This window comes from Burkholderia ubonensis subsp. mesacidophila (genome assembly GCF_002097715.1).
In the GTDB taxonomy this organism is placed as follows: Bacteria; Pseudomonadota; Gammaproteobacteria; order Burkholderiales; family Burkholderiaceae; genus Burkholderia; species Burkholderia mesacidophila.
The window spans coordinates 1035013-1061359 of sequence record NZ_CP020737.1; the positions used below are offsets into that span (position 1 = coordinate 1035013).

At 66.0% G+C, this 26347-nt stretch carries 27 protein-coding genes and 2 tRNA genes; 17 read left to right on the top strand and 12 right to left on the bottom strand.

Annotated features, from left to right (window positions below; translation table 11 throughout):
- Positions 1–10 precede the first annotated feature (10 nt).
- Positions 11–700, top strand: a complete 690-nt coding sequence (gene lolA / locus B7P44_RS04970; RefSeq protein ID WP_076481692.1) for an outer membrane lipoprotein chaperone LolA — start codon at positions 11–13, stop codon at positions 698–700.
- Between the two features lie 202 nt (positions 701–902).
- Positions 903–2213: a replication-associated recombination protein A gene (locus B7P44_RS04975; protein WP_084901365.1), complete on the top strand. Its 1311-nt coding sequence runs from the start codon at positions 903–905 to the stop codon at positions 2211–2213.
- A gap of 21 nt (positions 2214–2234) precedes the next feature.
- On the opposite strand, the gene B7P44_RS04980 is transcribed toward B7P44_RS04975, so the two are convergent.
- The gene (locus tag B7P44_RS04980; RefSeq protein ID WP_084901367.1) at positions 2235–2501 is read right to left on the bottom strand and encodes a DUF2164 domain-containing protein; all 267 of its coding nucleotides are present in this window, start codon (positions 2499–2501) and stop codon (positions 2235–2237) included.
- 172 nt (positions 2502–2673) lie between these two features.
- On the opposite strand from B7P44_RS04980, the gene serS reads away from it, so the two are divergent.
- From serS to B7P44_RS05005, 5 genes are all read left to right on the top strand, one after another.
- Complete coding sequence (gene serS / locus B7P44_RS04985) at positions 2674–3975, top strand: serine--tRNA ligase (protein ID WP_084901369.1); 1302 nt, start codon at positions 2674–2676, stop codon at positions 3973–3975.
- A 131-nt stretch (positions 3976–4106) separates the two neighbouring features.
- A tRNA-Ser gene (locus B7P44_RS04990) sits at positions 4107–4197 on the top strand.
- A gap of 345 nt (positions 4198–4542) precedes the next feature.
- Positions 4543–5340, top strand: coding sequence for a lysozyme inhibitor LprI family protein (locus B7P44_RS04995; RefSeq protein WP_084901372.1), 798 nt, complete (start codon positions 4543–4545; stop codon positions 5338–5340).
- Positions 5341–5476: 136 nt separating this feature from the next.
- Positions 5477–6283 (top strand): lysozyme inhibitor LprI family protein, encoded by an 807-nt coding sequence (locus tag B7P44_RS05000; protein ID WP_231716655.1) that lies wholly within the window; start codon positions 5477–5479, stop codon positions 6281–6283.
- A gap of 294 nt (positions 6284–6577) precedes the next feature.
- Positions 6578–8119 (top strand): methyl-accepting chemotaxis protein, encoded by a 1542-nt coding sequence (locus B7P44_RS05005; protein WP_084901374.1) that lies wholly within the window; start codon positions 6578–6580, stop codon positions 8117–8119.
- Positions 8120–8162: 43 nt separating this feature from the next.
- Here the strand turns inward: B7P44_RS05005 and B7P44_RS05010 are convergent, their stop codons facing one another.
- Together B7P44_RS05010 and B7P44_RS05015 are read right to left on the bottom strand one after the other, a co-directional pair.
- A complete protein-coding gene (locus B7P44_RS05010) occupies positions 8163–9323 on the bottom strand; it encodes an alkane 1-monooxygenase (protein WP_084901377.1) in 1161 nt (386 codons plus the stop codon).
- Between the two features lie 275 nt (positions 9324–9598).
- Positions 9599–9922 (bottom strand): hypothetical protein, encoded by a 324-nt coding sequence (locus tag B7P44_RS05015; RefSeq protein ID WP_133118094.1) that lies wholly within the window; start codon positions 9920–9922, stop codon positions 9599–9601.
- Between B7P44_RS05015 and B7P44_RS05020 the strand changes: the two genes are divergently transcribed.
- The 5 genes from B7P44_RS05020 to B7P44_RS05040 all read left to right on the top strand — a co-directional run bounded on the left by B7P44_RS05020 (position 9860) and on the right by B7P44_RS05040 (position 13185).
- Positions 9860–10489, top strand: coding sequence for a GNAT family N-acetyltransferase (locus tag B7P44_RS05020; protein WP_407924003.1), 630 nt, complete (start codon positions 9860–9862; stop codon positions 10487–10489). The genes B7P44_RS05015 and B7P44_RS05020 overlap by 63 nt on opposite strands.
- A gap of 230 nt (positions 10490–10719) precedes the next feature.
- Positions 10720–11481, top strand: a complete 762-nt coding sequence (gene minC / locus B7P44_RS05025) for a septum site-determining protein MinC (protein ID WP_084901384.1) — start codon at positions 10720–10722, stop codon at positions 11479–11481.
- Positions 11482–11540: 59 nt separating this feature from the next.
- Positions 11541–12356: a septum site-determining protein MinD gene (gene minD / locus B7P44_RS05030; protein ID WP_010091675.1), complete on the top strand. Its 816-nt coding sequence runs from the start codon at positions 11541–11543 to the stop codon at positions 12354–12356.
- Between the two features lie 12 nt (positions 12357–12368).
- The gene (minE, locus tag B7P44_RS05035; RefSeq protein WP_010091676.1) at positions 12369–12623 is read left to right on the top strand and encodes a cell division topological specificity factor MinE; all 255 of its coding nucleotides are present in this window, start codon (positions 12369–12371) and stop codon (positions 12621–12623) included.
- A gap of 160 nt (positions 12624–12783) precedes the next feature.
- Positions 12784–13185: a YXWGXW repeat-containing protein gene (locus B7P44_RS05040; protein ID WP_084901387.1), complete on the top strand. Its 402-nt coding sequence runs from the start codon at positions 12784–12786 to the stop codon at positions 13183–13185.
- Between the two features lie 116 nt (positions 13186–13301).
- Here B7P44_RS05040 and B7P44_RS05045 read toward each other — a convergent pair whose 3' ends face one another.
- Complete coding sequence (locus B7P44_RS05045; RefSeq protein WP_084901390.1) at positions 13302–14840, bottom strand: chloride channel protein; 1539 nt, start codon at positions 14838–14840, stop codon at positions 13302–13304.
- A gap of 174 nt (positions 14841–15014) precedes the next feature.
- Between B7P44_RS05045 and waaC the strand changes: the two genes are divergently transcribed.
- On the top strand, positions 15015–16016 hold the full coding sequence (waaC, locus tag B7P44_RS05050) for a lipopolysaccharide heptosyltransferase I (protein WP_084901392.1): 1002 nt from the start codon (positions 15015–15017) through the stop codon (positions 16014–16016).
- Between the two features lie 22 nt (positions 16017–16038).
- On the opposite strand, the gene B7P44_RS05055 is transcribed toward waaC, so the two are convergent.
- The 8 genes from B7P44_RS05055 to rph form a co-directional block, all read right to left on the bottom strand.
- Positions 16039–16218 carry a hypothetical protein gene (locus tag B7P44_RS05055; RefSeq protein ID WP_084901395.1) on the bottom strand — a complete coding sequence of 60 codons (180 nt, stop codon included), beginning with the start codon at positions 16216–16218 and terminating at the stop codon, positions 16039–16041.
- 98 nt (positions 16219–16316) lie between these two features.
- The gene (locus B7P44_RS05060) at positions 16317–17627 is read right to left on the bottom strand and encodes an MFS transporter (RefSeq protein WP_084901397.1); all 1311 of its coding nucleotides are present in this window, start codon (positions 17625–17627) and stop codon (positions 16317–16319) included.
- A gap of 282 nt (positions 17628–17909) precedes the next feature.
- Complete coding sequence (locus tag B7P44_RS05065) at positions 17910–18398, bottom strand: TonB family protein (protein WP_084901400.1); 489 nt, start codon at positions 18396–18398, stop codon at positions 17910–17912.
- A gap of 155 nt (positions 18399–18553) precedes the next feature.
- Positions 18554–18850, bottom strand: a complete 297-nt coding sequence (locus B7P44_RS05070; protein WP_010091685.1) for a hypothetical protein — start codon at positions 18848–18850, stop codon at positions 18554–18556.
- A gap of 208 nt (positions 18851–19058) precedes the next feature.
- Positions 19059–19146: transfer RNA gene (locus tag B7P44_RS05075), tRNA-Ser, on the bottom strand.
- An 89-nt stretch (positions 19147–19235) separates the two neighbouring features.
- Complete coding sequence (gene hemW, locus B7P44_RS05080; protein ID WP_084901402.1) at positions 19236–20450, bottom strand: radical SAM family heme chaperone HemW; 1215 nt, start codon at positions 20448–20450, stop codon at positions 19236–19238.
- On the bottom strand, positions 20447–21073 hold the full coding sequence (gene rdgB / locus B7P44_RS05085) for an RdgB/HAM1 family non-canonical purine NTP pyrophosphatase (RefSeq protein ID WP_084901405.1): 627 nt from the start codon (positions 21071–21073) through the stop codon (positions 20447–20449). Before rdgB ends, hemW begins: the two co-directional genes overlap by 4 nt.
- Positions 21066–21806, bottom strand: coding sequence for a ribonuclease PH (gene rph, locus B7P44_RS05090; RefSeq protein WP_084901407.1), 741 nt, complete (start codon positions 21804–21806; stop codon positions 21066–21068). The genes rdgB and rph overlap by 8 nt, the downstream gene beginning before the upstream one ends.
- 174 nt (positions 21807–21980) lie before the next feature.
- Here rph and B7P44_RS05095 point away from each other — a divergent pair, with 174 nt between their 5' ends.
- The 4 genes from B7P44_RS05095 (at position 21981) to B7P44_RS05110 (ending at position 26289) form a co-directional block, all read left to right on the top strand.
- Positions 21981–22904 (top strand): YicC/YloC family endoribonuclease, encoded by a 924-nt coding sequence (locus tag B7P44_RS05095; protein WP_010091689.1) that lies wholly within the window; start codon positions 21981–21983, stop codon positions 22902–22904.
- A gap of 6 nt (positions 22905–22910) precedes the next feature.
- Entirely contained in the window at positions 22911–23594 is a 684-nt protein-coding gene (gmk, locus tag B7P44_RS05100) for a guanylate kinase (RefSeq protein ID WP_084901410.1), read from the top strand.
- Positions 23595–23654: 60 nt separating this feature from the next.
- Positions 23655–23858: a DNA-directed RNA polymerase subunit omega gene (gene rpoZ, locus B7P44_RS05105; protein ID WP_006025620.1), complete on the top strand. Its 204-nt coding sequence runs from the start codon at positions 23655–23657 to the stop codon at positions 23856–23858.
- 64 nt (positions 23859–23922) lie between these two features.
- Positions 23923–26289 (top strand): RelA/SpoT family protein, encoded by a 2367-nt coding sequence (locus B7P44_RS05110; protein ID WP_084906423.1) that lies wholly within the window; start codon positions 23923–23925, stop codon positions 26287–26289.
- The last annotated feature ends 58 nt before the right edge of the window (positions 26290–26347 follow it).

The window sequence follows — 26347 nt, forward strand, 5'->3', positions numbered from 1 at the left end:
AAACCGCATCATGCAGCAACATCCGTTCGCCCCTTCCCTTCGTTCGACGCGGCGCTGGCTCGGCGCGGCGCTCGCCGGCGCGTCGCTGATGCTCGCGGCGACGCATGCGTTCGCGGGCGGCACCGAACAGCTGAAGGCATTCGTGTCGCAGGTGCGTTCGGCGAAGGGCGAATTCACGCAGCAGATCGTCAAGGCGCCGGCGAAGGGCGCGAGCGCCGCGCAAGTCGCGCCGAAGCCCACCGACAATTCGAGCGGCACGTTCGTGTTCGCGCGCCCCGGCAAGTTCATCTGGACCTACCAGAAGCCGTACCAGCAGGTGCTGCAGGCCGACGGCGACAAGCTCTACGTGTACGACCGCGACCTGAATCAGGTCACCGAGCGCAAGCTGGCCGGCGCGCTGGGCGCGAGCCCGGCTGCGATCCTGTTCGGCAGCAACGACCTCGACAAGAACTACACGCTGCGCGACGCCGGCGAGAAGGGCGGCATCGAGTGGCTCGAGATGCTGCCGAAGGCGCAGGACACGCAGTTCCAGCGGATCGGCATCGGCTTCCGGAACGGCACGCTTGCCGCGATGGAGCTGCACGACGTGTTCGGCAACGTCACGCTGCTGACGTTCACGAACATCCAGACCAACCCGCCGCTGAAGTCGGACACGTTCAAGTTCGTCGTGCCGAAGGGCGCCGACGTGATCACCGGCTGACCGGCGCCGCGCGCCGGATTTGCCGTCGGGCCTGCCAGCGATGGCAGGCCCGTGTTGTTTACGGGCGCGGGCACCGGGCGCGGGCACCGGGCGCGGGCACCGGGCGCGGGCACCGGGCGCGGCAGTGGTGTCGGCCGGCTGTCATAATGGCGGGTCCGGCGGCCGCGTTCGGCCGCCACCGAATCATGGGGAGCGAGGGTTCATGTCCGACCTGTTTCAAGTCGAACCGCGCCGGCCGCTCGCCGAGGCGCTGCGGCCGAAGACGCTCGCCGAGGTGATCGGCCAGACGCATTTGCTGGGCGAAGGCAAGCCGCTGCGGCTCGCGTTCGAATCGGGCAAGCCGCATTCGATGATCCTGTGGGGACCGCCCGGCGTCGGCAAGACCACGCTCGCGCGGCTCACCGCGCTCGCGTTCGACTGCGAGTTCATCGCGCTGTCAGCGGTGCTGGGCGGCGTGAAGGACATCCGCGAGGCGATGGAGCAGGCAAAGGAGACGCTGAACCGTACGGGCCGCCACACGATCCTGTTCGTCGACGAGATCCATCGTTTCAACAAAGGGCAGCAGGATGCGCTGCTGCCGTTCGTCGAGTCGGGGCTCGTGACCTTCATCGGCGCGACGACCGAGAACCCGAGCTTCGAGGTCAACTCGGCGCTGCTGTCGCGCGCGCAGGTCTACGTGCTGAAGTCGCTGACCGACGACGAAATGCGCCAGCTGCTCAAGCGTGCGCAGGAGATCACGCTCGAAGGGCTTGCGTTCGACGACAAGGCGGTCGATACGCTGGTCGGCTACGCGGACGGCGATGCGCGGCGCTTCCTGAACCTGCTCGAGCAGGCGCAGACGGCGGCCTCGTCGGCCGGCGTGACGACGATCGACGCGGATTTCGTCAGCAGCGCGATGACGCTGAACGCGCGCCGCTTCGACAAGGGCGGTGACAACTTCTACGACCAGATCTCGGCGCTGCACAAGTCGGTGCGCGGCTCGAGCCCGGACGGCGCGCTGTACTGGTTCTGCCGGATGATCGACGGCGGCGCGGACCCGAAGTACCTCGCGCGGCGGATCGTGCGGATGGCGTGGGAGGATATCGGCCTCGCCGATCCGCGCGCGATGCAGATGGCGAACGACGCGGCCGAGACCTACGAGCGGCTCGGCTCGCCGGAAGGCGAGCTCGCGCTGGGCCAGGCCGTGATCTATCTCGCGTGCGCGGCGAAGAGCAATGCGGGCTACAACGCGTTCAACCAGGCGATGGCGTTCGTGAAGCAGGACAAGTCGCGCGAGGTGCCCGTGCACCTGCGCAACGCGCCGACCAAGCTGATGAAGGAGCTCGGCTACGGCCACGCATACCGCTACGCGCACGACGAGCCGAACGCGTACGCGGCCGGCGAGACGTACCTGCCGGACGGGATGCGCGAGCCGCGCTGGTACAAGCCGGTGCCGCGCGGGCTCGAATCGAAGATCGCCGACAAGCTCGCGTGGCTGCGCGAGCTCGACCGCGAGGCGGGCAAGAAGGACTAGCGCGCGAGCGGCCGGCCCGCGTCAGCGCTTGCGGCCCGGCTGCTTCTTCCAGTAGCCGAACGGCTCCTCGTGGCATTCGATGTCCAGCTCGGCGATCCGCGCGTGCAGGCGTTGCTGCGCGTCGGCGATCGCGAGGTTGTAGATCGCCGGCGCGATCTCCTCGACGAAGAAATGCAGCAGCGCGCCGGCCTGGATGTTGCCGATCGGCTCATCCAGATTTTCTGTGAAATAACGTTGCAGCGACGCGATTGCGCGGTCGCGTACGTCCTTGTCCAGTTCGATGGCCATCGGTTCCCGGGTCCCTTGTGTGGCGGTTTGCCGGCAGGCGACAGGCGGCCGGCAGACCGAGTCTGCCACGGCCGGCGGTGGCGTGTTCCGGCCTTGTCCATCCGGCCGATGCCGGCGCGGGCCCGCGGTGCGTTAGAATTCCCGTCTTACACAACGAATTTCCTGTCCTCCCATGCTCGACATCCAGTTGCTGCGCAAAGACCTCGACGGCGTTGCCAAGCGCCTCGCCGATCGCGGCTACACCCTCGACGTCGCCGCGTTTTCCGCGCTCGAAGCGGAACGCCGCGCGATCCAGACCCGTACCGAAGAGCTCCAGGCGCGCCGCAACAGCCTGTCGAAGCAGATCGGCGCGATGAAGGGGAAGGGCGAGGACACGTCGGCGGTGATGGCTGAAGTCGGCGGCATCGGCGACGAGATGAAGGCATCGGAGGCGAAGCTCGGCGAGATCCAGGCGCGGCTGTCCGACCTGATGCTGCTGATGCCGAACCTGCCGCACGACAGCGTGCCGGTCGGCAAGGACGAGAACGACAACGTCGAGGTGCGCCGCTGGGGCACGCCGCGTCAGTTCGACTTCGACGTGAAGGATCACGTCGACGTCGGCATGCCGCTCGGCCTCGATTTCGAGACCGGCGCGAAACTCGCCGGCGCGCGCTTCACGATGCTGCGCGGCTCGATTGCGCGCCTGCACCGCGCGCTCGCGCAGTTCATGATCGATACGCACACGCTGCAGCACGGCTACACCGAGACGTATACGCCGTACATCGTGAACCCGGAGATTCTCTACGGCACCGGCCAGCTGCCGAAATTCGCGGACGACATGTTCCGGGTCGAGAAGGGCGGCGCGGAGAACACCATCACGCAATACCTGATCTCCACGTCGGAAATCTCGCTGACGAACACCGTGCGCGAATCGATCGTCGACGCGTCCGCGCTGCCGATCAAGCTGACCGCGCATTCGCCGTGCTTCCGTTCGGAAGCGGGCTCGTACGGCCGCGACACGCGCGGGATGATCCGCCAGCACCAGTTCGACAAGGTCGAGATGGTGCAGATCGTCGAGCCGGAAGCGTCGTATGCGGCGCTCGACGAGATGGTCGGCCATGCGGAAGCGATCCTGCAGAAGCTCGGCCTGCCGTACCGCGTGATCACGCTGTGCACGGGCGACATGGGCTTCTCGGCCGCGAAGACGTTCGACCTCGAAGTATGGCTGCCCGCGCAGAACACGTATCGCGAGATCTCGAGCTGCTCGAACACCGAGGCGTTCCAGGCGCGCCGGATGCAGGCGCGCTTCCGCAACGCGCAGGGCAAGCCGGAGCTCGTGCATACGCTGAACGGTTCGGGCCTCGCGGTTGGCCGCACGCTCGTGGCCGTGCTCGAGAACTACCAGAACGCCGACGGTTCGGTCACGGTGCCTGAAGCGTTGCGTCCGTACATGGGGGGCGTGGAGCGGATCGACGCGCCTGCTCAGGCGTCGTGAGATTGCCCCGCGACCTGCTTCCGAAAGCCTCGCAAAAAAATTTGCAAAAAAGGCTTGATCGTTTCGAAGAGATCGTCTTATAATCTTTTCTTTCCCGGAAGCGACCAGCCGGGAAATGCAGTAAGAAGGAAGGAGAGGTGGCAGAGTGGTCGAATGTACCTGACTCGAAATCAGGCGTACGGTTTCCCCGTACCGTGGGTTCGAATCCCACCCTCTCCGCCAGAATACGAAACCCCTTGATCCGGAAGGATCAAGGGGTTTTTCGTTTTTGCCGATCTGATCTCAAGGTACTCCTTCGCCGATCGGTGCATGCGCAGTCGGCTATCGAATTGCGCATCGTCTCGATTCGATCCCGCCCGGTTCTGTCTTCACCGATTCGAAATACGCTTCCCGTGGCTGTACGTCTCCGCTCGACCTTGGTCGCACTCATTCGACCGAAAATGACGGTGGCGTACCGTCCCTGATCCGCTTGGTTATGGATGGATACTCCAAAGTGAAGACAGCGGGAACACGACATGTTCTGCAGCTGTGTTTACGACGTTGGTCATTCAACATTTGAGGTTGTCGATGACGAGAAAAGCATTCAGGTTGATGCTGGTTATCGGGTTGCTTTTTCATGCGCTCGGTGCCGCTGCGCAGAGCACTTATCGCCTGACCGGTGTCGCGAGGATATACAGCGTCGGCTCGGCAGCGCAGCCGAACATCGAGCTGCCCGTCAATCCGGCCTATTCCAGCGTTCTCGCGTTGAGGGGGGATTCGTTTTATTTGAACTATGACGGATCGAATCCGGATGAGTGCGGTGTGAAAATAAATAAGCAGGAGCCATTTTCGTTTGACTCGGCGCCGCTCGGGAATGCTCGGAAGCTGAATAAATTTCTGGAGGACAAGTTCCGTATCAATTCGGATGGCTGGACGACGATGTACCTGCTGCAGGACGCGACATCGCCGAGTTGTACTGCGCTCCGCTTCGCGAGAATATATGCGTCGAATTCCGAGCTCGTCGTGCTGGATCAACCCTTCATCTACGTGTTCACGCTCGAGAGGCATCGCTTCAGGGATGCGAGCAAGGGGTTCGATTGTGGAGCTGCGAAGTCTGATGTGGAGCATCTGATCTGCGGCGATCCACGACTGCGCAAGATGGATGCCGGTGTCAATGATGGATTTGTCCTGATGCAGAGGAAATATTCGAAGGAGATTTCCTATCAGGATTCGGTCCGGATGGATCAGATCAAATGGGTATCTGGCGTAAGAAACAAATGCACGACGGTGGATTGTCTGCTGAAGGCGTATTCGTCACGAATCAGCTATATCAGGGGCAAGGTGTCGGACAGTTACCCGTCGTATCCGAACGACGAGAACGATTGAGTCACATCTGCTCGATCGGCGGGAGCGTGTCGCGCTGCACGCCAACCCTGAGCGTCCCCTTCGGCCCGTGTGACGCTCCGATCTGGCAAGAGAGTAGGGATGTTTATAATTCGAGGCGCTGAGTCACGTGGTCGGGATGATGAAAGAATTCAAGCGCTTTGCAGTATTGATGATTCTGGTGTTTTCGTTGTCGGGCATCGCTTTGGCGCAAGATCGATACCTGATGACCGGAGCCGTTCCATTCGAAAAAACGAAGGATGCTCATGCACTCCCATTTCCTGCGAATCCGATTGATTCGAGCGTGCTGACTCCAGGCGATGGCGCCGTGACGCTTCGGTATGGTGGGCACGAATGCTCGGTCAAGATTCAGAGGCGGATGAATTTCTATTTCGATCCGGTCATTGCACGCGCCTTTGGGTCGCTTGATGCATTCGAGGCATTCCTGAGCGATAAATTTCATATGAATCGCAAGCCTATGAATGAAATTTATCTGCTTGGAGATGCGAATATGCCGCTTTGCTCGGGATTGCGATTCGCGACGATTTACAAATCCGCGGACGATCTCGTGCTGGCGAGCGGATCGTGGATGTATGCGTTTCGACGCGAGACGCATCCTCCCATGAACGCGGAAAAGAGCTTTGATTGCTCGAAGGCCCGGGCGAATGTCGAGCGTCTTGTTTGCGCCAATCCTGATCTCGTGAAGCTTGATGAGATGGTGAACCGTGGATTTGTCGCGATGCAGCTGGTCGAATCGAAGGAAATTTCGTATCAGGATCCGGTCAGGCAAGACCAGATCATCTGGATCAGAAACGTCAGGAACAAGTGCGTGAGCAGCACTTGCCTTAATGACGCATACCGTGCGCGAGTTCAATATATCAAGGGCCGGATATCCAGTGCCTACCCGTCTTATCCGGAAAAAGAGCCCGAGCAGGACGGCGATTGATCGAGGGTAAAAGGATCGCCCGGCTGCAGATGTCGGCGATATCTTTTGGGCCGGCGATGTGGCTCGGCACGCGCTGGCCTGCGGCAAACGCAGTCGATTCGCAGCCGCCCGCCACCCAGCCGATGCGGCAGCCAGTCGCTCGCCGTCCGTCCTCTTGCATGCAACACAGTTCGCGCCTCATGCGGGCCAATCGCTTTCGTCTGCTTTAAGCCCTGAGCTTGCCCGCCGTTAACAGGTTTCGACAAATAGGCGTCCGTGCCGCGACGCCACCTTCCCCCGTCGATCCAAGGTCCCATGAAGCTGAGCTACAAGATTCCCCTCGCGTTCGCTGTCGCGCTATTGCTGATGTTCTCCGGCGCGCTGTACGGCATTCACATCCTCAATCGCTCGATCGACACGTTCACGAACGACGTGCAGACGAACGTCGCCAACGAGCGGCTCGTTTCGGCGACACTCGTGCAGTTCAAGCTGCAGGTCCAGGAGTGGAAGGACACGCTGCTGCGCGGCAAGCAATCCGACAAGCTCGACAAATACTGGAGCGCGTTCCAGACGCGCGAGCGCGCGGTCGACGCGCTCGCTGCGCAGCTCGACAAGCAACTGCCGGCCGGCGAAAGCCGCACGCTCGTCGAGCAGTTCATGCGCGCGCACGCGACGATGGGCGACGGCTACCGGCGCGGCTTCGACGCCTTCAAGGCCGCCGGCTTCGATCCGACGGCCGGCGACGCGGCGGTCGCGGGCGTCGACCGCGAGCCGGCCGAACTGCTCGAACGGGCCGCGAAAACGATCGCCGACGAGAGCGCGACGGTGTCCGATCGCGCAGGGCGCGAAGCGCAGCATGCGACGACCGCGAGCATCGTGCTGATGCTGGTCGTGCTGGTCGTCGCGATGATCGGTGCGTTCCTGTTCAGCCGCGCGATCCTGCGGCCGCTCGACGCGGCGGTCGCATGCGCGAAGGCGGTCGCCGACGGCGACCTGACGCGCGAATTCTCCGTGACCGGCCGCGACGAGATCGCCGACCTGCTGCGCGCGTTGCAGACGATGCAGGCAGGCCTGTCGGGCGTCGTGCTCGAGGTGCGCGCGCACGCCGAGTCGGTCGCGACCGCGAGCGCGCAGATCGCGTCGGGCAATCACGACCTGTCCGCGCGCACCGAGGCGCAGGCGGCGTCGCTCGAGGAAACCGCGGCGAGCATGGAGCAGCTGACGGGCGCCGTGCGGCAATCGGCTGACCATGCGCAGCACGCGGCGCAGCTCGCGAACGAGGCGTCCGACATCGCGTCGGCAGGCGGCGGCGTGATGGCGCAGGCAGTCGAGACGATGAGCGGCATCGCCGACAGCTCGGCGAAGGTCGGCGAGATCATTTCGGTGATCGACGGGATCGCGTTCCAGACCAACATCCTCGCGCTGAACGCCGCCGTCGAGGCCGCGCGGGCGGGCGAGCAGGGGCGCGGGTTCGCGGTCGTCGCGTCCGAAGTGCGCACGCTCGCGCAGCGCAGCGCCGCCGCGGCGAAGGAAATCAAGACGCTGATCGATCAGTCGACGCAGCGCGTCGACGCCGGCGCGGCGCTGATCGGCCGCGCGGGCGAATCGATTCGCGAGATCGTCGGTGCGGTGGAACGGGTCACGACGATCGTCGGCGAGATTTCGTCGGCGTCGCAGGAGCAGAGCGGGGGCATCAACCAGGTCAACATCGCGGTCACGCAGATGGACGACGCAACGCAGCGCAACGCGGCGCTCGTGGAGCAGGCGTCGGCCGCAACGCAGGCGCTTGCCGAGCAGGCGGGGGCGCTGCGGCATGCGGTGGCGGTATTCAAGCTGCCGGAAACGGCGACGGTCTGAGCAAGCGGTCGCTCCGTCGCGCGCAACGCGTCGACGGAGGCGCTCAAGTGGCTGCGCCGTACTGCGCGAGCACCTTCTCCCGGATTGACGGCTTGATGTTCGATTGCGCCATGTTGCCGCCGTAATGCGCGACGACGCGGGGGTTCATCACGCGATACCAGAGCGGCGGGACATAGGCGAGCAGGATCATCGTCGCGTAGCCGGCCGGCAGTTGCGGCGAATCGCCGAAGTGGCGCAGCGCCTGGTACGAGCGCGTCGGATTCGCGTGATGGTCGGCGTGCCGCTGCAACTGATACAGGAACAGGTTCGTCACGACGTGATTGCTGTTCCATGAATGCTGCGGCGTGCAGCGCTCGTAGCGGCCGCTGGGCAGCTTCGCGCGCCCGAGCCCGTAATGCTCGACATAGTTCACGACTTCGAGCAGCGACGCGCCGTACACCGCCTGGATCAGCAGGAACGGGATCACCGCCTTGCCGGCCAGCGCGATCGCGATGCCCCACACGACGACGGTCATCGCCCACGCATGCAGCACTTCGTTGCGCCAGGTCCACGGCGACTTCCCGAGTCGTGCGAGGCGCGTGCGCTCCAGATGCCACGCGGAGCGGATGCTGCCGATCACGGTGCGCGGCAGGAACGCCCAGAACGATTCGCCGTAGCGCGCGCTCGCCGGATCCTCGGCGGTCGCGACCCGGACATGATGGCCGCGATTGTGTTCGACGAAGAAATGCCCGTATGCGACCGGCGCGAGCGTGATCTTCGCGAGCCAGCGCTCGAAGCGGCTGGTCTTGTGGCCGAGCTCGTGCGCGGTGTTGATCGAGATGCCGGTGGCCGCGCCGACCGACAGCGCGAAGCCGACGTAGTCGTACCACGCGAGCGTGTGCGTGCCGACGATCCAGACGCCCACGAAGAACGCGACGTATTCGACAAGCGTCGCGAGGTAGACGATGAGCCGGTAGTAGCGGTCCTTTTCGAGGCGGGACACGACGTCTTCGGGGGGATTGTCGCGATCGTCGCCGATCAGCGTATCGAGGACCGGGATCACGCCGAACGCGAACAGCGGCCCGAACCACCAGAACACATGGATGCCCGTCGACAGCGCAAGCTGGGCGGCGAGGATCGGCAGCGTGATCGTCAGCGCGCCGAGCAGCCACAGGTAACGCTTGCCATCCGACCAGCCCGCGGCCGATCCGTCGGTCGTTGCCATCGTCTCCCTCCCTGTTTGAATCCGCTCGTTGGTCCGCGCCGCATGGGCATGCGCAGCACCGGGTCGTGGCCCGGTTCTGCCTGTTATACGACTCGTGCGCGCATTTTTCCAAACCCCCACGCTAGGCAGGATGCTCCAAACGGCGGGACCCCGCCGGCGCATCCGGGGACGGGAGGCTGCGCACCGATTGAAACGGGCGGGCAGGTCGCGCGTGACGCCGGCGGGGCCGCGTGATCGTCAGACGAAAACGCGACGGCGTCGGGCGCGCACGGCGCTTACGGGGCGCGCAACAAATGTTGCGGCGCAATAAAAATCTTCGATGCAAGGAGGGTTTCGTTTGATTTCGGGTCGCCGCCGCGACGCGCCGGCAGCGTCGCAGCGACGGCTTGCATGCCGATCCGCGCGCGTTTCGTCCCGTCCGTCAAGGTGGCGCGCCAGGTGCGGCCGAACGGCGAGCCGGCGGCCGTCGTGCGCAGTCGGGCGCGCACCGGCGATGCTGCACCTGCACAGCGGCGTGCGCGCGGCGGCGCCGGAGGGTGTCTGCAACGCCTGTTGCCTTTCAATTTGCGCCGGCATTTGAAAATAACGATTTGACTCATGCCCCGCTTTCAGATGAAGCTTATAGCTTGCTGTCCGAAGGGGGCTGTGCCTGCATGAGTTCGATCTTGACCGTTCGTCGTATCGCTGCCGACCAGGGCAACGTGTATCGCGAACTCCGCGCCGCGTCGCTGCGCGAGCCCTACGCACCCGGCGAAGCGCCGGAGGCCGAATTGCTGAACGTCGATGCCGACGCGGCGGCGGCCATTGCCGCGCAGCGCGCGACGTCCGATGAGTCGACGACGTTCCTGCTGTACACGGAAGGTCATCCGGCCGGCATGATCGGCGCGTATTTCGACAGCACGCCCGAGCGCCGCGCGTTCGTGAGCGAGCTGTGGGTCGCGCATGCGGTCCGTCACCTGCGCGGCGGGCTGCTGCTCGTCGACACCGCGAGCGCGTGGCTTGCCGAGCGCGGCGCGCAGGAAATCTATGCATGGATCGCCGACGCGAACCGCAACGCGATCCGCTTCTACGAGCGTGCAGGCTTCGGCAACACCGGCGAGCATGCGCCGATCGCGCGGATGCCGGGCGCGATGAAAACGCTGTTCGTGTCGCAGGCGACGCACTGAACGACGGGCCGCGTCTGCGGCCCGGGCCCGGCGGTCTCCGTCCGGCGCGCACGATTGCCGCCCGCCGTCAATTCGCGCGCACCGCCGCGCTTTCCTTACCGCATGGGCCGCGGTGGCCCGACACCCGATTCCCGACACCAGTGGCGCGACGCCTGTTGCACGACGCCCAAAAATAATGGCTGGTCGCGTGGACGCCTGTAAAATACGCAAAAATTTTTTGCAGAGTGTCCATGTCGCTTAAAAAATCGCCATTCTTCGAACTGCGCAGCGGCTCGGTCGATACGTTGCTGTTCACCGTGAAGACGACCGATCTCGATGCGTTGCGCACCGAGCTGGTCAAGCGCTTCGAGGCGACTCCCGAGTTTTTTGCCGACGACGTCGTCGCGATCGACGTCCGCCGTCTCGCGGAAGGCGAGCGCGTGGCGCTGGGTGACATCCGCCAGATGCTCAACGACGTGCGGATGCGCCCGGTGGGCGTCGTCGCGCTGGCGTCGCAGGGCTGGGCGGGCGAGGCGGGCCTGCCGCTGCTCGAGGCGCGCGACCGTCGCGTGCCGTCGGCGAAGGGAGCGGGCGACACGGACGCTGCGCCTGCCGTCGAGGCGGCGGCCGCTCCGGCCGCTGCACCCGAGCCGGCACCGGCGCAGCCGCAGGCCGGCGGCCAGGCGCTCGTGATCGACCGGCCGTTGCGCTCGGGGCAGCAGGTTTACGCGAAAGGAGACCTCGTGGTGCTCGCGCCGGTCAGTCACGGCGCCGAGATCATTGCGGAAGGCAATATCCACATCTACGCGCCGTTGCGCGGCCGCGCGTTGGCGGGCGTGCACGGCAATCACGACGCGCGCATTTTCTGCACGTGTCTGGAGCCGGAACTGATTTCGATTGCGGGTATCTATCGAACGACTGAGAACCCGCTGCCTGCCGACGTGCTGGGCAAAGCGGTTCAGATCCGGCTCGAAGAGGAAAAATTGATGATCGAACCGCTGCGCCTGACGTGAAGCACGCGGCGCACGCCGGATCGATCGGCTCTCATTGACGAACACAGGGTATAGGGTAAATGGCAAAAATCATCGTGGTGACTTCCGGCAAGGGCGGCGTGGGCAAGACGACGACGAGCGCGAGCTTCGCGTCCGGCATCGCGCTGCGTGGCCACAAGACAGCCGTGATCGACTTCGACGTCGGCCTGCGTAACCTCGATCTCATCATGGGTTGCGAGCGTCGCGTCGTGTACGACCTCGTGAACGTGATCCAGGGCGAAGCGAACCTGAACCAGGCGCTGATCAAGGACAAGAAGTGCGAGAACCTGTTCATCCTGCCGGCGTCGCAGACCCGCGACAAGGATGCGCTGACGCGCGACGGCGTCGAGAAGGTGCTGAACGACCTGGCCGCGATGGATTTCGAGTACATCATCTGCGATTCGCCGGCGGGCATCGAGGCCGGCGCGCTGCACGCGATGTACTTCGCGGATGAAGCGCTGATCGTCACGAACCCGGAAGTGTCGTCGGTGCGCGACTCGGACCGCATTCTCGGCATCCTGTCGTCAAAGACCAAGCGCGCGACCGAAGGCAAGGATCCGATCAAGGAGCACCTGCTGATCACCCGCTACAGCCCGAAGCGCGTCAACGAAGGTGAGATGCTGTCGCTCGAGGACATCAGCGAGATCCTGCGCATCAAGCTGATCGGTGTGGTGCCGGAGTCGGAAGCGGTGCTGCACGCGTCGAACCAGGGCCTGCCGGCCGTGCACCTCGACGGCACCGACGTCGCCGAGGCGTACAAGGATATCGTCGGGCGCTTCCTCGGCGAGGACAAGCCGCTGCGCTTCACCGAGTACCAGAAGCCGGGCCTGCTGCAGCGCCTCTTCGGCAGCAAGTAACGGAGGCCGCCCATGTCCATTCTGTCGTTTCTCCTCGGCGAGAAAAAGAAGTCCGCATCGATCGCGAAGGAGCGCCTGCAGCTCATCATCGCGCACGAACGGGTAGGCGGCAAGCCGCCGGCCGACTACCTGCCGGCGCTGCAGAAGGAGCTCGTCGCCGTGATCTCGAAGTACGTGCAGATTTCGAACGATGACATCCGCGTGAGCCTCGAGCGTCAGGACGATCTCGAGGTGCTCGAAGTGAAGATCGAGATCCCGCAAGCCTGACCCGCGTTGTTCCCGTTCCGCGCGGCGGCACCCGCCGCCGCGCGCGTCTTACGCCCTGTTGCACTTTCGGGCACGCCGTAACACGGCGCCTGTCGGCCGTAACCCCCCCTCCCGCATTGAACGAATACGCTCGCGTTGCTTGTTCAATCAGGAGGTTGTCATGGCTGTTTCATCGATTCGTCGCGTTGTTCTTGCGTTTGCCGCCGTGGCGGCGGGCGCGTCTGCTTTCGCCGCACCGCTCGCCGCGCGTGCGGATGAAATTCTCGTCGCCACGCCGGTCGTCACCCGGCCGGGCGAAGTCGTCATCGCCGAGCCGGTCGCCGCGCGCACGGAGGAGATCGTCGTCGTCGCGCCGAACGCGCCGCCGCCCGTCCGCTATGAGATCGTGCCGGCCGCGCGGGTCGGCTACGTATGGGAGCGCGGTCACTGGCGCTGGGATCATGGCCGCTACGTGTGGATCGACGGCCACTGGGAAGCCGAGCGGATCGGCATGCACTGGGTGCCGGGTCACTGGGACCAGCGCGGTCCGAACTGGTTCTGGACGCGCGGCCACTGGGCGTAACGGAGGCGTGCGATGAAAAGAACCGTATTCGTGATCGCGCTCGTCGCCGTCACGCTCGCCGGCTGCGTCGTCGTGCCGGCTCGCCCTGTCTACTACCGGCCGGCGCCGGTGGTGATCTACTGAGCGTCGCGCGGGCCGGCTTGCGTCGCGGCGGGGTTCGCCGCGGCGGCGGCCGGGCCGGTGTCGGCTGCAGGCTTGCCGGCAGCTTCGTTGACGGCAAGCCCGTCGCCATTCTCGTCACGCAGCGTATCGAGCGGATCGGCGGGCGCGGCGGTCGCATCCTGCGGCTCGGTGACGCCGGACGTCGCCGGTGCGCGGTCGGCCGGCGCCGCGGCGGCGGTGGCTGCGGCAGCCGCAGCGGGCGGCGCCAGATAGCGCTGCGCCAGCGTCTCGTACAGCGGCGGCACGAAGAAGCGCGAGACGCGGCTCGAGATCAGCGCGGTGGCCATCAGCGAAATGACGAGCGCATGGCCGTTGATCATCTCCATCACGATCACGAACGACGTGATCGGCGATTGCGTGACCGCTGCGAGGTAGCCGACCATCGCGAGTGCGATCAGCACCGGCAGGCTCATGTTGCCGAACACGATGTGCAGCAGGTTGCCGAAGCCCGCGCCGATCGACAGCGACGGCGCGAAGATGCCGCCAGGGATGCCGGGCAGGTAGGACGCGACCATCGACACCATCTTCAGGAACGGATACAGCACCGACAGTTGCTCGCGGCCGTCGAGCAGGCCGCGCGCTTCCGCATAGCCGCTGCCGAACGTCGTGCCGCCCGACACGAGGCCGACCACGGCGATCACGAAGCCGCACAGCGCGGCGAACGCGATCGGCCGCTCGCGGTACAGCGCGAGCAGCCGCGCCGGCAGCCAGCGGCCGGTATTGAGCAGCAGCCAGCAGAACAGCCCGCCGGCGACGCCGGTCACGACCGCGGCGACGAGCACCGCGACCGCGAGCAGCTTCGGGAAATGCGCGCCGGCGTCGATCGTGCCGAAATACGTGTAGTTGCCGTTCAGCCCGAGCGCGACCACGCCGGCGATGATGATCGCGGTGATCAGCACGCCGCTTGCGCGCGCGGAGAAGCTGCGCGTCAGCTCCTCGATCGCGAACACGATGCCGGCGAGCGGCGTGTTGAACGCGGCCGACAGGCCGGCTGCCGCGCCCGCGAGCACGAGCTGGCGCTCGATCTGCGCGTTCGAGCGCGGGTAGAAGCGCCGCAGGTTGAACATCAGCGCCGCGCCGACCTGCACGGTCGGCCCTTCGCGGCCGATCGTGAAGCCGCCGAGGATGCCGAAGAACGAAAGCAGGATCTTGCCGAACAGGATGCGCAGCGTCAGCAGCCGCGCACCGAACGCGCCGGGGCGCGCGTGCAGTGTCGCGATCACCTGCGGGATGCCGCTGCCTTCCGCGCCTCGGAAGAAGCGGCGCGTCAGCCAGACCGAGCCGGCTGCGATCGCAGGAGTCAGCAGCAGCGGCAGCCAGGGCGCATGCTGCCGCAGCGTGCGGAACGTGTCGTAGCCCCAGTCGATCAGCCGCGCATAGAGCACGGCGGTCAGGCCGACGGCGATCGCGCCGAGCCAGAACACGCCGTACTGGCGCCACAGGCGCTGGGTGCGGCGGGTGAGGGCGGGAAACAATGGCGGAGAACGTTGCATTGGCGAAGCCATCGGCAAAGAACCGATTATAAAAAGAACCGGGGCCGGGTCGTGTTCAGCTATCCTACACGCCGGGATACGATCAATTGCACATGTAATCCCGATGTAATGCTCGTGTAGTCCGAACGTTACTAGTATGCAGTAGTCCCCAGTTCTCGCGCTTTTACAACAACCTTGAATCGCATCCTCATCGTAAAAGTGACGTCGCTCGGCGACGTCGTTCAGACCCTGCCGGTGGTCGCCGACCTTCATCGCGCGTTTCCGGGCGTGACGGTCGACTGGGCCGTCGATGAATCGTGTGCGGAAGTGGTGCGCTGGCATCCCGGCGTGAGCACCGTGTTGTGCGCGCCGTTGCGGCGGTTCAAGAAGCTGCGCAACGGCGGCGACCTGAAGGCGATCTGGGCCTCGATCGGCGCGTTGCGCGCGCACCGCTACGACGCGATCATCGACCTGCACGGCGTCTACAAGAGCGCGATCATCTCGGCCCTTGCGCGCGCTGCGCGCCGCGTCGGCTATCAGACGCAGGATCTCGGCGAGCCGGGCGCGCGCTTTGCCTACTCGGACCGTTTCGGCCCGCGGCCCGCATGCGATGGCTGGCACGGGATGCGTGTGAGTGCGGGCGAGGCATTCGGCTACGAGCCGCAGGGCGTCGCCGATTACGGGATCGTCGCGCCGCAGGACGCGAGCCTGCCGGCCGACGTGACCGACGGCGGGCCGTTCATGCTGATGTTCCATGCCACGTCGAACGACGACAAGCGATGGCCGGTCGAGTGCTGGGCGGCGCTTGCGACGCGGATGATGGCGCGCGGCGTACGCGTGCTGCTGCCGTGGGGCTCGCCGGCCGAGCGCGAGGTCGCCCAGGCGATCGCCGCGCGCGCGCCCGGGGCAGCCGTGCTGCCCGCGATGTCGGTGCGTCAGCTTGGCGCGACGATCGGCCGGGCCGCGCTGGTGGTCGGCGTCGATACGGGCTTCGTCCATATGGCGCACGCGCTGCGGCGGCCGACCGTGATGATCTTCGTGGCGACGTCGCGCGAGCACTGCGGCATCGGCGGTGCGCCGCATGCCTTGTCGGTCGGCGAAGAGGGGGCTGCGCCATCGGTCGACGAGGTACTGCAGGCCGTCGACACGGTCGGCCCGGCTTTCGGCGCGGCGATGCATGCGCAGGCGGCGGCCTGACCGGCCGCGCGCCGGCGCACGCTCAGGCGAGCAGCGCCTCGAACGCGAGCACGGCGGCAATGGCCGCCACATTCGCGACGAGCGCCTCGAACACGATGCCGCGCCAGGTTTTCGGGCGGAAGCGGAGCGTGAGCAGCAAGGCGCCGCCCAGGGCGAGCGACAGGATCAGGACGAGGTCGGCATTGGCGAGGCGGATGCTCATGGGGGCGGCTCCGTGGCGATGAGGGCGCGGCTGGCGGCGCGCCCGCAATCGAGTATAGGCGGCGCCGGCCGTGGCACAAGCCGGGTTGCCCCGCAGCGTCAGGCGAGCGACGTGTCGCGCGTCTCTCGCATCAGCAGCACGCCGAACAGGCTGAGCGCCGCCGCGACGGACACATAGCCGCCGACCCACGACAGGCCGCCGTGCGCGGCAAGCAACTGCGCGATGTACGGCGCGATCGACGCGCCGAGGATCCCGCCGAGGTTGTACGCGACGCCCGCGCCCGTGTAGCGGACGTTGGTCGGGAACAGCTCCGGCAGCAGCGCGCCCATCGGCGCGAACGTCACGCCCATCAGGAACAGCTCGAGCGTCAGGAACAGCGCGACGAGCGGCATCGAGCCGCTGCCGAGCAGCGGCGCCATCGTGAAACCCGACAGCAGCGCGGCGATCGCGCCGGTGATCAGCACCGGCCTGCGGCCGAAGCGATCCGACGCCCAGGCCGACAGCGGCGTCGCGAGCCCCATGAACACGACCGCGAGGCAGAGCAGGCCGAGGAAGCTCTGGCGCGAGATATGCAGCGTCGCAACGCCGTACGACAGCGAGAATACCGTCGAGATGTAGAACAGCGTGTAGCAGACGACCATCGCCAGCGCGCCGAGCAGCGTCGGCTGCCAGTGTTGCGTGACGAGCGTCGCGACCGGCACGCGCACGCGTTCGTTGCGGTCGAGCGCGGCCTGGAACGCGGGCGTCTCGGCGATCTTGAGCCGCACGTACAGGCCGAGCGCGACGAGCACCGCGCTCACGAGAAACGGAATGCGCCAGCCCCAGCTGCGGAACTGCGCGTCGGACAGCGAAAGCGCAAGCGCGAAGAACAGCCCGTTCGACATCAGGAAGCCGACCGAGGGCCCAAGCTGCGGGAACATGCCGAACCAGCCGCGCTTGCCTTGCGGCGCGTGCTCGGTCGCGAGCAGCGCGGCGCCGCCCCATTCGCCGCCGAGGCCGATGCCCTGGCCGAAGCGCAGTACGCACAGCAGCACCGGCGCGAGCGTGCCGATCGCGTCGTAGCCGGGCACGAGGCCGATCGCGGTGGTGGACAGGCCCATCACGAGCAGCGATGCGACGAGTGTCGACTTGCGGCCGATGCGGTCGCCGAAATGACCGAACAGGAACGCGCCGATCGGCCGCGCGATGAACGCAATGCCGAACGTGATGAACGCGGACAGCGCCTGCGCGGTCGCGGAGCCGTGCGGGAAGAACACCGGGCCGATCACGAGCGCGGCGGCGGTCGCGTACACGTAGAAATCGTAGAACTCGATCGCGGTGCCGATGAAGCTCGCGAACACGATGCGCTTGTGGCTGACGGCGCCGGCCGAATTGGTTGCGTGCGCAACGGCCGGTGGGAATGCGGACATGGATGTCTCCGTTTTTGGTCTTGATGAACGCCCGGTGATGCGTGTGGCCGTGCAGGCAGACGCCTGCCGGGACCATCGAGCGGGAGAAACTTGCAGCGTGGGTGCGCACCGTAGCGCGGATCGTCACCCGCCGGTCGACGCTGGAGACGGATGGTCGCCGCCGTGATCGGCTCGCCTGCCCGGTGAGGCGCGAGCCCGCGCGCGGCGTGATGGCCGCGGCGAATGCGGAAAATTATAGCCAGCGCCGCCGAGCGCCGGCAATCGCGCACGGCGTGCGCGGGTTCACTCGATCGATTCCGCCTGCGCCGACGCGGTGCTCTGCAACTGGAACTTGCCGTTGTCGTTGAAGAGCCAGCTTTCCATCAGTTCCACCTGGCCGTTGCCGTCGAGCAGTTTCGCGGGCGGCGGCGGCAGTGGCGCCGAACGCCGCAGCGAGGCGAGCGCGAGCGACTCGGCCTCGCTGTCGCCGTTGCTGCGGTACACCGATGCGTGCACGAGCCGGCCGCTGCGATCGATCGTGAACGCGAGCACGACGAGCGAGCGCAGCATCGCCTGCGGCGTGCCGCGCAACATGCCGGAGGGATTGCGCTCGGCGACGCGTTCGGCGACTTCGGTGCGGTACTGGTCGAGTGTGGCGGTGCGTACGACTGACGGGATCGTCAGGACCGCATGCTGGGGCGGCAGGGTGATCGTGCAGGCAGCGAGCATGGCGACGGCGGCCGCGGCGGCAATGCGCAGGCGGCCGACGCCTGACAGGGGAATGGCGAACATGGCGTGGCGCCGGGGAACACGATAGACAAATGATAGCCGTGGACGGATCACGTGACATCGGGACAAACGTATATCGCGCGGCGCGCGTCGATGTGCCGGCTGATGATGCGGATCACGCCTGTCGGCTGATCGTCAGGCGGCGCGTGCCGGCCCGCTCAATATCCGTGCGTGACGAGCGACAGGACCGACAGGTCCGGGTGCGTGCCGTCGACAATGCTCTTGCCGATATGCACGGCTTCGTGGACGGCCTCGTCGACGGTGGAGTAGCTTTCCTCGCCGTCTGCGTGGAACGGCACGGCGTGGCCGGGCAGCGCGGGATTCGCGCCGGGATGGCAGACGTAGCCGGTGTACGTGAAGCGCGTGTCGTTGCCCGGCATCGAGGTCGGCACGACATGGATCTCGAAGCCTTCGTAGTAATCGACGTGGCGGATCGGAGTCGACTGTTCGGACATGGCGGTCTCCGCGTGCGGCGCGGGCGGGTAAGCCCGTACGGCATCGAATTCGCGGCGGCGGTCGTGTCGCCGTTCTGATCCGAATTCTAGGCGATGGTGGGGGAAGGGGCAGGTCGGGATTACCGGCATGCGTCGTGCCGCACGCAGTACGGCGACGCAAACAAAAACCCCGTCATTCAGGGAATGGACGGGGTTTGGCGAACCTTGCTGGCGGAAGCGGTGAGATTCGAACTCACGGACAGTTGCCCGTCGCTGGTTTTCAAGACCAGTGCCTTAAACCGCTCGGCCACGCTTCCACGAGGCGGCATTGTAACCGAAATGCCGCCTCTGTCGACCGGAGTTGGCACTTCAGTGCTTACTCCGGTCCCATGCTTTGCGGTCATGTTCAATCGTCGCGCAGGAACAGTTCCTGCAGGTCGTTGAGGAAACGCTGGCCGAGCGGCGTCGGCGCGATCTGCGTGAAATCGCGTGCGATCAGCCCGCGCCGTTCCGCTTCCTTGAGCGCCGGCTCGATCGTGCTCATCGGCAGCCCCGTGCGCTCGGCGAAGCTGTGCACCGGGAAGCCCTCGACGAGCCGCAGCGTGTTCAGCATGAACTCGAACGGCAGGTCGCGCGCGCCGACTTCGCGCTCTTCCTGCACCGGCGCGCCGGCCATCGCGTGCTCGATGAAGGTCGCCGGATGCTTGTAGCGCGCCTGCCGCAGGATGCGGTTCGGGAACGACAGCTTCGTGTGCGCACCCGCGCCGATCCCGAGATAGTCGCCGAAGCGCCAGTAGTTCAGGTTGTGCTTGCACTGGTGATGCGGCTTCGCATACGCGGACACTTCATAGCGTGCGTAGCCGGCCTCGGCCGTGCGCGCGTGGATCCACTCCTGCATGTCGGCGGACGCGTCGTCGTCGGGCACCACGGGCGGAAACTTCGCGAACAGCGTGTTCGGCTCGAGCGTCAGGTGATACAGCGACAGATGCGGCGGCGCGAATGACAACGCGGTCTCGATGTCGGCGCGGCATTCGTCGAGCGTCTGGTTCGGCAGCGCGAACATCAGGTCGAGATTGAAGTTGTCGAACGTGTTCGCGGCAACCTCGACGGCCGCGCGCGCCTGGGCGGCGTCGTGGATGCGGCCGAGCGCCTTCAGGTGCATCTCGTTGAAGCTCTGGATGCCGACCGACAGGCGATTCACGCCGCTCGCGCGGAACTGCGCGAACTTCGCGGCTTCGAAAGTGCCGGGATTTGCCTCGAGCGTGATTTCCGCATCCGCGTCGAGCGGCAGCAGCGCGCGCACGTCGGACAGCAGGCGGTCGAGGCCGGCCGCGGACAGCAGGCTCGGCGTGCCGCCGCCGATGAACACGGTATGCACCTGCCGTCCCCACACGAGCGGCAGCGCGTGCTCGAGGTCGGCGCGCAGCGCGTCGAGGTACTCGGCTTCAGGAAACTGCTCGCCTTTCCATTCGTGCGAGTTGAAATCGCAATACGGGCACTTGCGCACGCACCACGGGAAATGCACGTACAGCGCGAGCGGCGGCAGCGACGTCAGCCGCACCTGCCCGGGCGACGTGAAGGTCGCGACGACGCGCGCACCGGTGTCTGCAGCCTGGCTCATTCTCCCTCCGCAAGCCGCGCGAGCAGCGCCTTGAGCGCGAGCGCGCGATGGCTGAGCGCGTTCTTCACCGGCGGCTCGAGCTCGGCGGCTGTCGCGCCGAGCGACGGCAGGTAGAAATACGGGTCGTAGCCGAATCCGTGCGCGCCACGCGGCGCGTCGACGATCTCGCCGTGCCAGCGGCCTTCGGCGAACAGCGGCTCCGGATCGTCGGCATGACGCACGAGCGCGAGCACGCAGCAGTAGTACGCGCGGCGGTCCGCGACGTCGCGCAGTTGTTCGACGAGATGCGCATTGTTCGCCGCGTCGCCTTTCTCGAGCCCCGCGCGTTGCGCGTAGCGCGCCGAATAGACGCCCGGCGCGCCGCGCAGCGCGCGCACGCACAGCCCCGAATCGTCGGCGATCGCCGGCAGGCCGGTGAGCTGCGCCGCGTGCCGCGCCTTCGTCAGCGCGTTCTCGATGAACGTGCGGTACGGCTCTTCCGCTTCCGGCACCGCGAGGTCGCCCTGCGGAATCACGTCGATGCCGACGGTCGAGAACATCGCCGTGAATTCGCGCAGCTTGCCCGCATTGTTCGACGCGAGCACGATGCGCGACAGCGGCGGCGTGATGCGATCGTCAGACATGACTCACACCCAGCGCGTCCTTCTGCAGCCGCACGAGCTCGCCGATCCCGCTTTGCGCGAGGTCGAGCAGCGCGTTCATCTCGTCGCGCGAGAACGGCACGCCTTCGGCGGTGCCCTGGACTTCGACGAAGCCGCCCGCGCCCGTCATCACGACGTTCATGTCGGTGTCGCAGCGCGAATCTTCCGGGTAATCGAGATCGAGCACCGGGGTGCCCTCGAACACGCCGACCGAAATCGCGGCGACGTGGTCGGTGATCGGCGAGCGCGCGAGCTTGCCGGCGGCGATCAGCTTCGACACCGCATCGTGCGCGGCGACGAATGCGCCGGTGATGCTCGCGGTGCGCGTGCCGCCGTCGGCCTGGATCACGTCGCAGTCGATGTGGATCGTGCGCGGGCCGAGCGCCTCCAGGTCGAACACCGCGCGCAGCGCGCGGCCGATCAGGCGCTGAATTTCCTGCGTGCGGCCCGTCTGCTTGCCGCGCGCCGCTTCGCGGTCGCTGCGCGTATGCGTTGCGCGCGGCAGCATCCCGTATTCGGCGGTCAGCCAGCCTTGCCCGCGCTCGCGCAGGAATTCGGGCACGCGCTCGGCGACGCTCGCCGTGCAGATCACCTTGGTGTCGCCGAATTCGACCAGCACGGAGCCTTCCGCGTGCTTCGTGTAGTGGCGCGTGAGGGCGACCTTGCGCAGTTCGTCGGCGCGGCGGCCGCTCGGCCGGGAAGTGGATTGCGTCATGTGGGAAAGATGGACAGGGAGGAAACCCCGATTTTAGCGCCGAACGGCAGTCTTGCCGGGCGGGGTGGCCGGCAAAAATGGGATAATGCGCGTTTCCCGCCCCGCGCTTGCGAATGCGCCGGGCGCCTCGACTTATCCCCGGCCCGCGAGGGCATTCAGACGGCGAGACGAACCATGATCTACAGCATGACGGGCTACGCGAGCGCGACACGCGAACTCGCAGCGGCGACGGGCAACGGCGGCACCAGCGTGTCGGTCGAATTGCGCACCGTGAACTCGCGCTTCCTCGACCTGAACTTCCGCATGCCCGACGACGTGCGCGCGTGCGAACCCGCGCTGCGCGAGATGCTGATGAACAAGCTGTCGCGCGGCAAGGTGGACGTGCGCATCAACCTGCAGCGCGGCGAGCAGAGCATCGGCGCGGGCGCGCTGAACCAGGCGGCGCTCGGCCAGCTCGCGGACCTCGAGCGCACGGTGCTCGAGTCGTTCCCGGGCGTCGGCCGCCTGCGCGCCGGCGAGATCCTGCGCTGGCCCGGCGTGATCGCTGAAAGCGGCGTATCGGCCGACGCGATCCGCGACGCGGTGCTCGCGTGCGGCAAGGAAGCGATCAACGAGCTGGTCGTCGTGCGTTCGCGCGAAGGCGCGCAGCTCGCGGCGATGCTGCTGTCGAACGTCGCCGAGATGGAGGCGATCGTCGCGCGCATCACGCCGCTCGTGCCGGAGCTGATCGCGAAGCATCAGCAGAAGATCGTCGAGCGTCTGCAGGAAGCGCTCGGCATCGCGGCGCCGGAAGGCAGCGCGCCGATCGTGTCGCGCGAGGAAGCCGCGGAGCGCATCCGACAGGAAGTGACGATGTACGGCATCCGGATCGACATCGCGGAGGAGCTGTCGCGGCTCACCGCGCACCTGAACGAAACGCGTCATGTGATCGAGAAGGGCGGCCGCGTCGGCAAGCGTCTCGACTTCATGATGCAGGAACTGAATCGCGAAGCGAACACGCTCGGCTCGAAAGCGGCGGCCAAGGAACTGGCCGATGCGTCGATGGCGCTCAAGCTGCTGATCGAGCAGATGCGTGAGCAAGTGCAAAACCTGGAGTAACGCAACATGACCGAATCGACCCACGACGGCCACGCCGCGCATGCGCTGCACGGCGGCATCTATCCCGGCAACCTGTTCATGGTCGTCGCGCCGTCGGGCGCCGGCAAATCCACGCTGGTGAATGCGCTGCTGTCGAAGGACACGGATATCTGCCTGTCGATCTCGTACACGACGCGCAAGCCGCGTCCGGGCGAGCAGGACGGCCAGCATTATCATTTCACGACCGTCGACGATTTCCGCGCGCGCCACGCCGCACACGAATTCCTCGAGAGCGCGGAAGTGCACGGCAACTACTACGGCACCTCGCGCGTCTGGATCGAGGAGCAGATGAAGAACGGCCACGACGTGCTGCTCGAAATCGACTGGCAGGGCGCGCAGCAGGTGAAGAAGCAGTTCCGCAACGCGGTCGGCATCTTCATCCTGCCGCCGTCGCTCGACGCGCTCGAGGAGCGCCTGAAGAAGCGCGGCCAGGACGAGCCGAACGTGATCACGCGGCGCCTCCTCGCGGCCGGCAGCGAGATGGCGCACGCATCGGAAGCGGAGTATGTCGTGATCAACGAGAACTTCGATCGCGCGCTTGCAGAGCTGGAATGCATCGTCGCCGCGACGCGCCAGCGCTTCATTTCGCAGTACGCGCGACATGCGGAGCTGTTCATCGAACTCGGCATCCACCAGCCGCATGCGGAATGACGGCGAGGGTCGAGGGACATAAGGTAGAATAAGCACTATATTCAGAAGGAATTACCCAACATGGCTCGCATTACCGTCGAAGACTGCCTGAAGCAAATCCCGAACCGCTTCGAACTGGCGCTCGCCGCCACCTATCGCGCGCGGCAGCTCGCGCAAGGCCATACGCCGAAGATCGAAAGCCGCGACAAGCCGACGGTCGTCGCGCTGCGCGAGATCGCCGCCGGCCAGGTCGGCGTCGAGATGCTGAAGAAGGTGCCGGTCTAAGGCGCACCGGTTTACTCCAGCCATGTAGTCCACGCGCGCACGATTGCTGACCGAGGAGGCGAATATGAGCACCACCCCATCGTCCGCCTCCGCGGATCCGACCACTGAAGGCACGGCACAATCGCCTGCGCGCCAATACATCGACGCGGTCCTCGAACAGTCATTCCGGCATCTGTTCGGGCCGACCGCCACTCCTGAGCAGCCGCGCAAGCACGGCGTCGTTTCGATCGCGAAACTGACCGCCGCGCTTGCCGAGTACCTGGCGCCGGAGGAAATCAAAGAGGTCAAGGCGGCGTTTCATTTCGGCGACGAAGCCCACCTCGGTCAGTATCGCCAGAGCGGCGAACCCTACATCACCCATCCCGTCGCCGTCGCGGAAATCTGCGCCGGCTGGAAGCTTGACGCGCAGGCGGTCATGGCTGCGCTGCTGCACGACGTGATGGAAGACCAGGGCGTGACCAAGAGCGAGCTGGCCGAACGGTTCGGGCCGAAGGTCGCGGAGCTGGTCGACGGGCTGTCCAAGCTCGACAAGATGGAATTTCGCAGCCGCGAGGAAGCGCAGGCGGAAAACTTCCGCAAGATGCTGCTCGCGATGGCGCGCGACGTGCGGGTCATCCTCGTCAAGCTCGCCGACCGCCTGCACAACATGCGCACGCTCGGCGCGGTGCCGATGGAAAAGCGTCGCCGCGTCGCGCGCGAGACGCTCGACATCTACGCGCCGATCGCGCACCGGCTTGGTCTGAACAATACGTATCGCGAGCTGCAGGACATGAGCTTCGCGAACTTCAACCCGCATCGCTACGCGACGCTCGAGAAGGCGGTGAAGGCCGCGCGCGGCAATCGCCGCGAGGTGATCAGCAAGATCCTCGAGGCCGCGCAGCGTGCGATGGTCGACGCGAAGATCGACGCCGAGATCACCGGCCGCGAAAAGACCATCTACAGCATCTACCGGAAGATGCGCGACAAGCAGCTGTCGTTCTCGCAGGTGCTCGATGTGTACGGTTTTCGCGTCGTCGTCGAGAATCCGCTCGACTGCTATACGTGCATCGGCGCGCTGCATTCGCTGTACAAGCCAGTGCCGGGCAAGTTCAAGGATTACATCGCGATCCCGAAGATCAACGGCTACCAGTCGCTGCACACGACGCTCGTCGGTCCGTTCGGCGCGCCGATCGAGTTCCAGGTGCGCACGCGCAAGATGCACGAGATCGCCGAGGCGGGCGTCGCCGCGCACTGGCTGTACAAGAACGGCGGCGCGGATCTCAACGACGTGCAGAAGCGCGCGCACCAGTGGCTGAAGTCGCTGCTCGACATCCAGAGCGAGGCCGGCGATTCGAGCGAATTCCTCGAACATGTGAAGATCGACCTGTTCCCGGATGCGGTCTACGTGTTCACGCCGAAGTCGAAGATCATGGCGCTGCCGCGCGGCGCGACGGCGCTCGACTTCGCGTATTCGATCCACAGCGATCTCGGCAACCAGTGCGTCGCCGTGAAGATCAACAACGAGCTGCTGCCGCTGCGCACCGAGCTGAAGAGCGGCGACATCGTCGAGGTGATCACCGCGCCGTATTCGAAGCCGAATCCCGCATGGCTCGGTTTCGTGCGCACCGGCAAGGCGCGTTCGGCGATCCGTCACTACCTGAAGACGATGCGCCTGAACGAATCGGTGCAGCTCGGCGAGCGGCTGGTCGACCAGAGCCTGAAGGGCTACGGCCTCGCGCTCGCGGACGTCGCGCCGGAGGTGTGGGAGAAGCTCGTGCAGTGGACGGGCAACAAGAGCCGCCAGGAAATCTTCGCGGACATCGGCCTCGGCCGCCGCGTCGCCGCTGTGATGGCCAAGCGCATCGAGGTGCTGATGAGCGGCCGCGACGCGGACGACGATCTGCCGAAGGCCGAGCGCCATGCCGCGCATCATGCGCCGCCGGTCGTGATCACCGGCACCGAAGGGATGTCGGTGCAGCTGTCCGCGTGCTGCCGGCCGATTCCGGGCGACGCGATCATGGGCTACATCGGCATCGGCCTGGGGATGGCGATTCATACGACCGATTGCCGCGTCGCGCAACGCATCCACCGCCGCGATCCGGGCCGCTGGATCGACGTCGAATGGGCGCCGCAGCCGGGCCGGCTGTTCGACGTCGCGGTGAAGGCGCTCGTGAAGAATACGAAGGGGATCTTTGCGCGGGTGGCGGCGGACATCACGTCGGCCGACGCGAACATCGTCCATATTGCGATGGACGAGGACCTCACGCACGAGTCGACGGTGTTGCGCTTCGTGATCCAGGTCAGCGACCGCGTCCACCTTGCGAACGTGATGCGGCGCGTGCGGACCAATCCGGACGTGATGCGGATCATGCGCGAGCGTTCGACCGACGACGGCGCGCACGCGCGCCATGACGGCGGGATGCGGATCGAGCGCGAGCGTCAGGATTACTGACGCGCGAGCGTTCGTTCGAGCGATGCGACGGCGGCCCTGGGCCGCCGTTTTCGTTTGC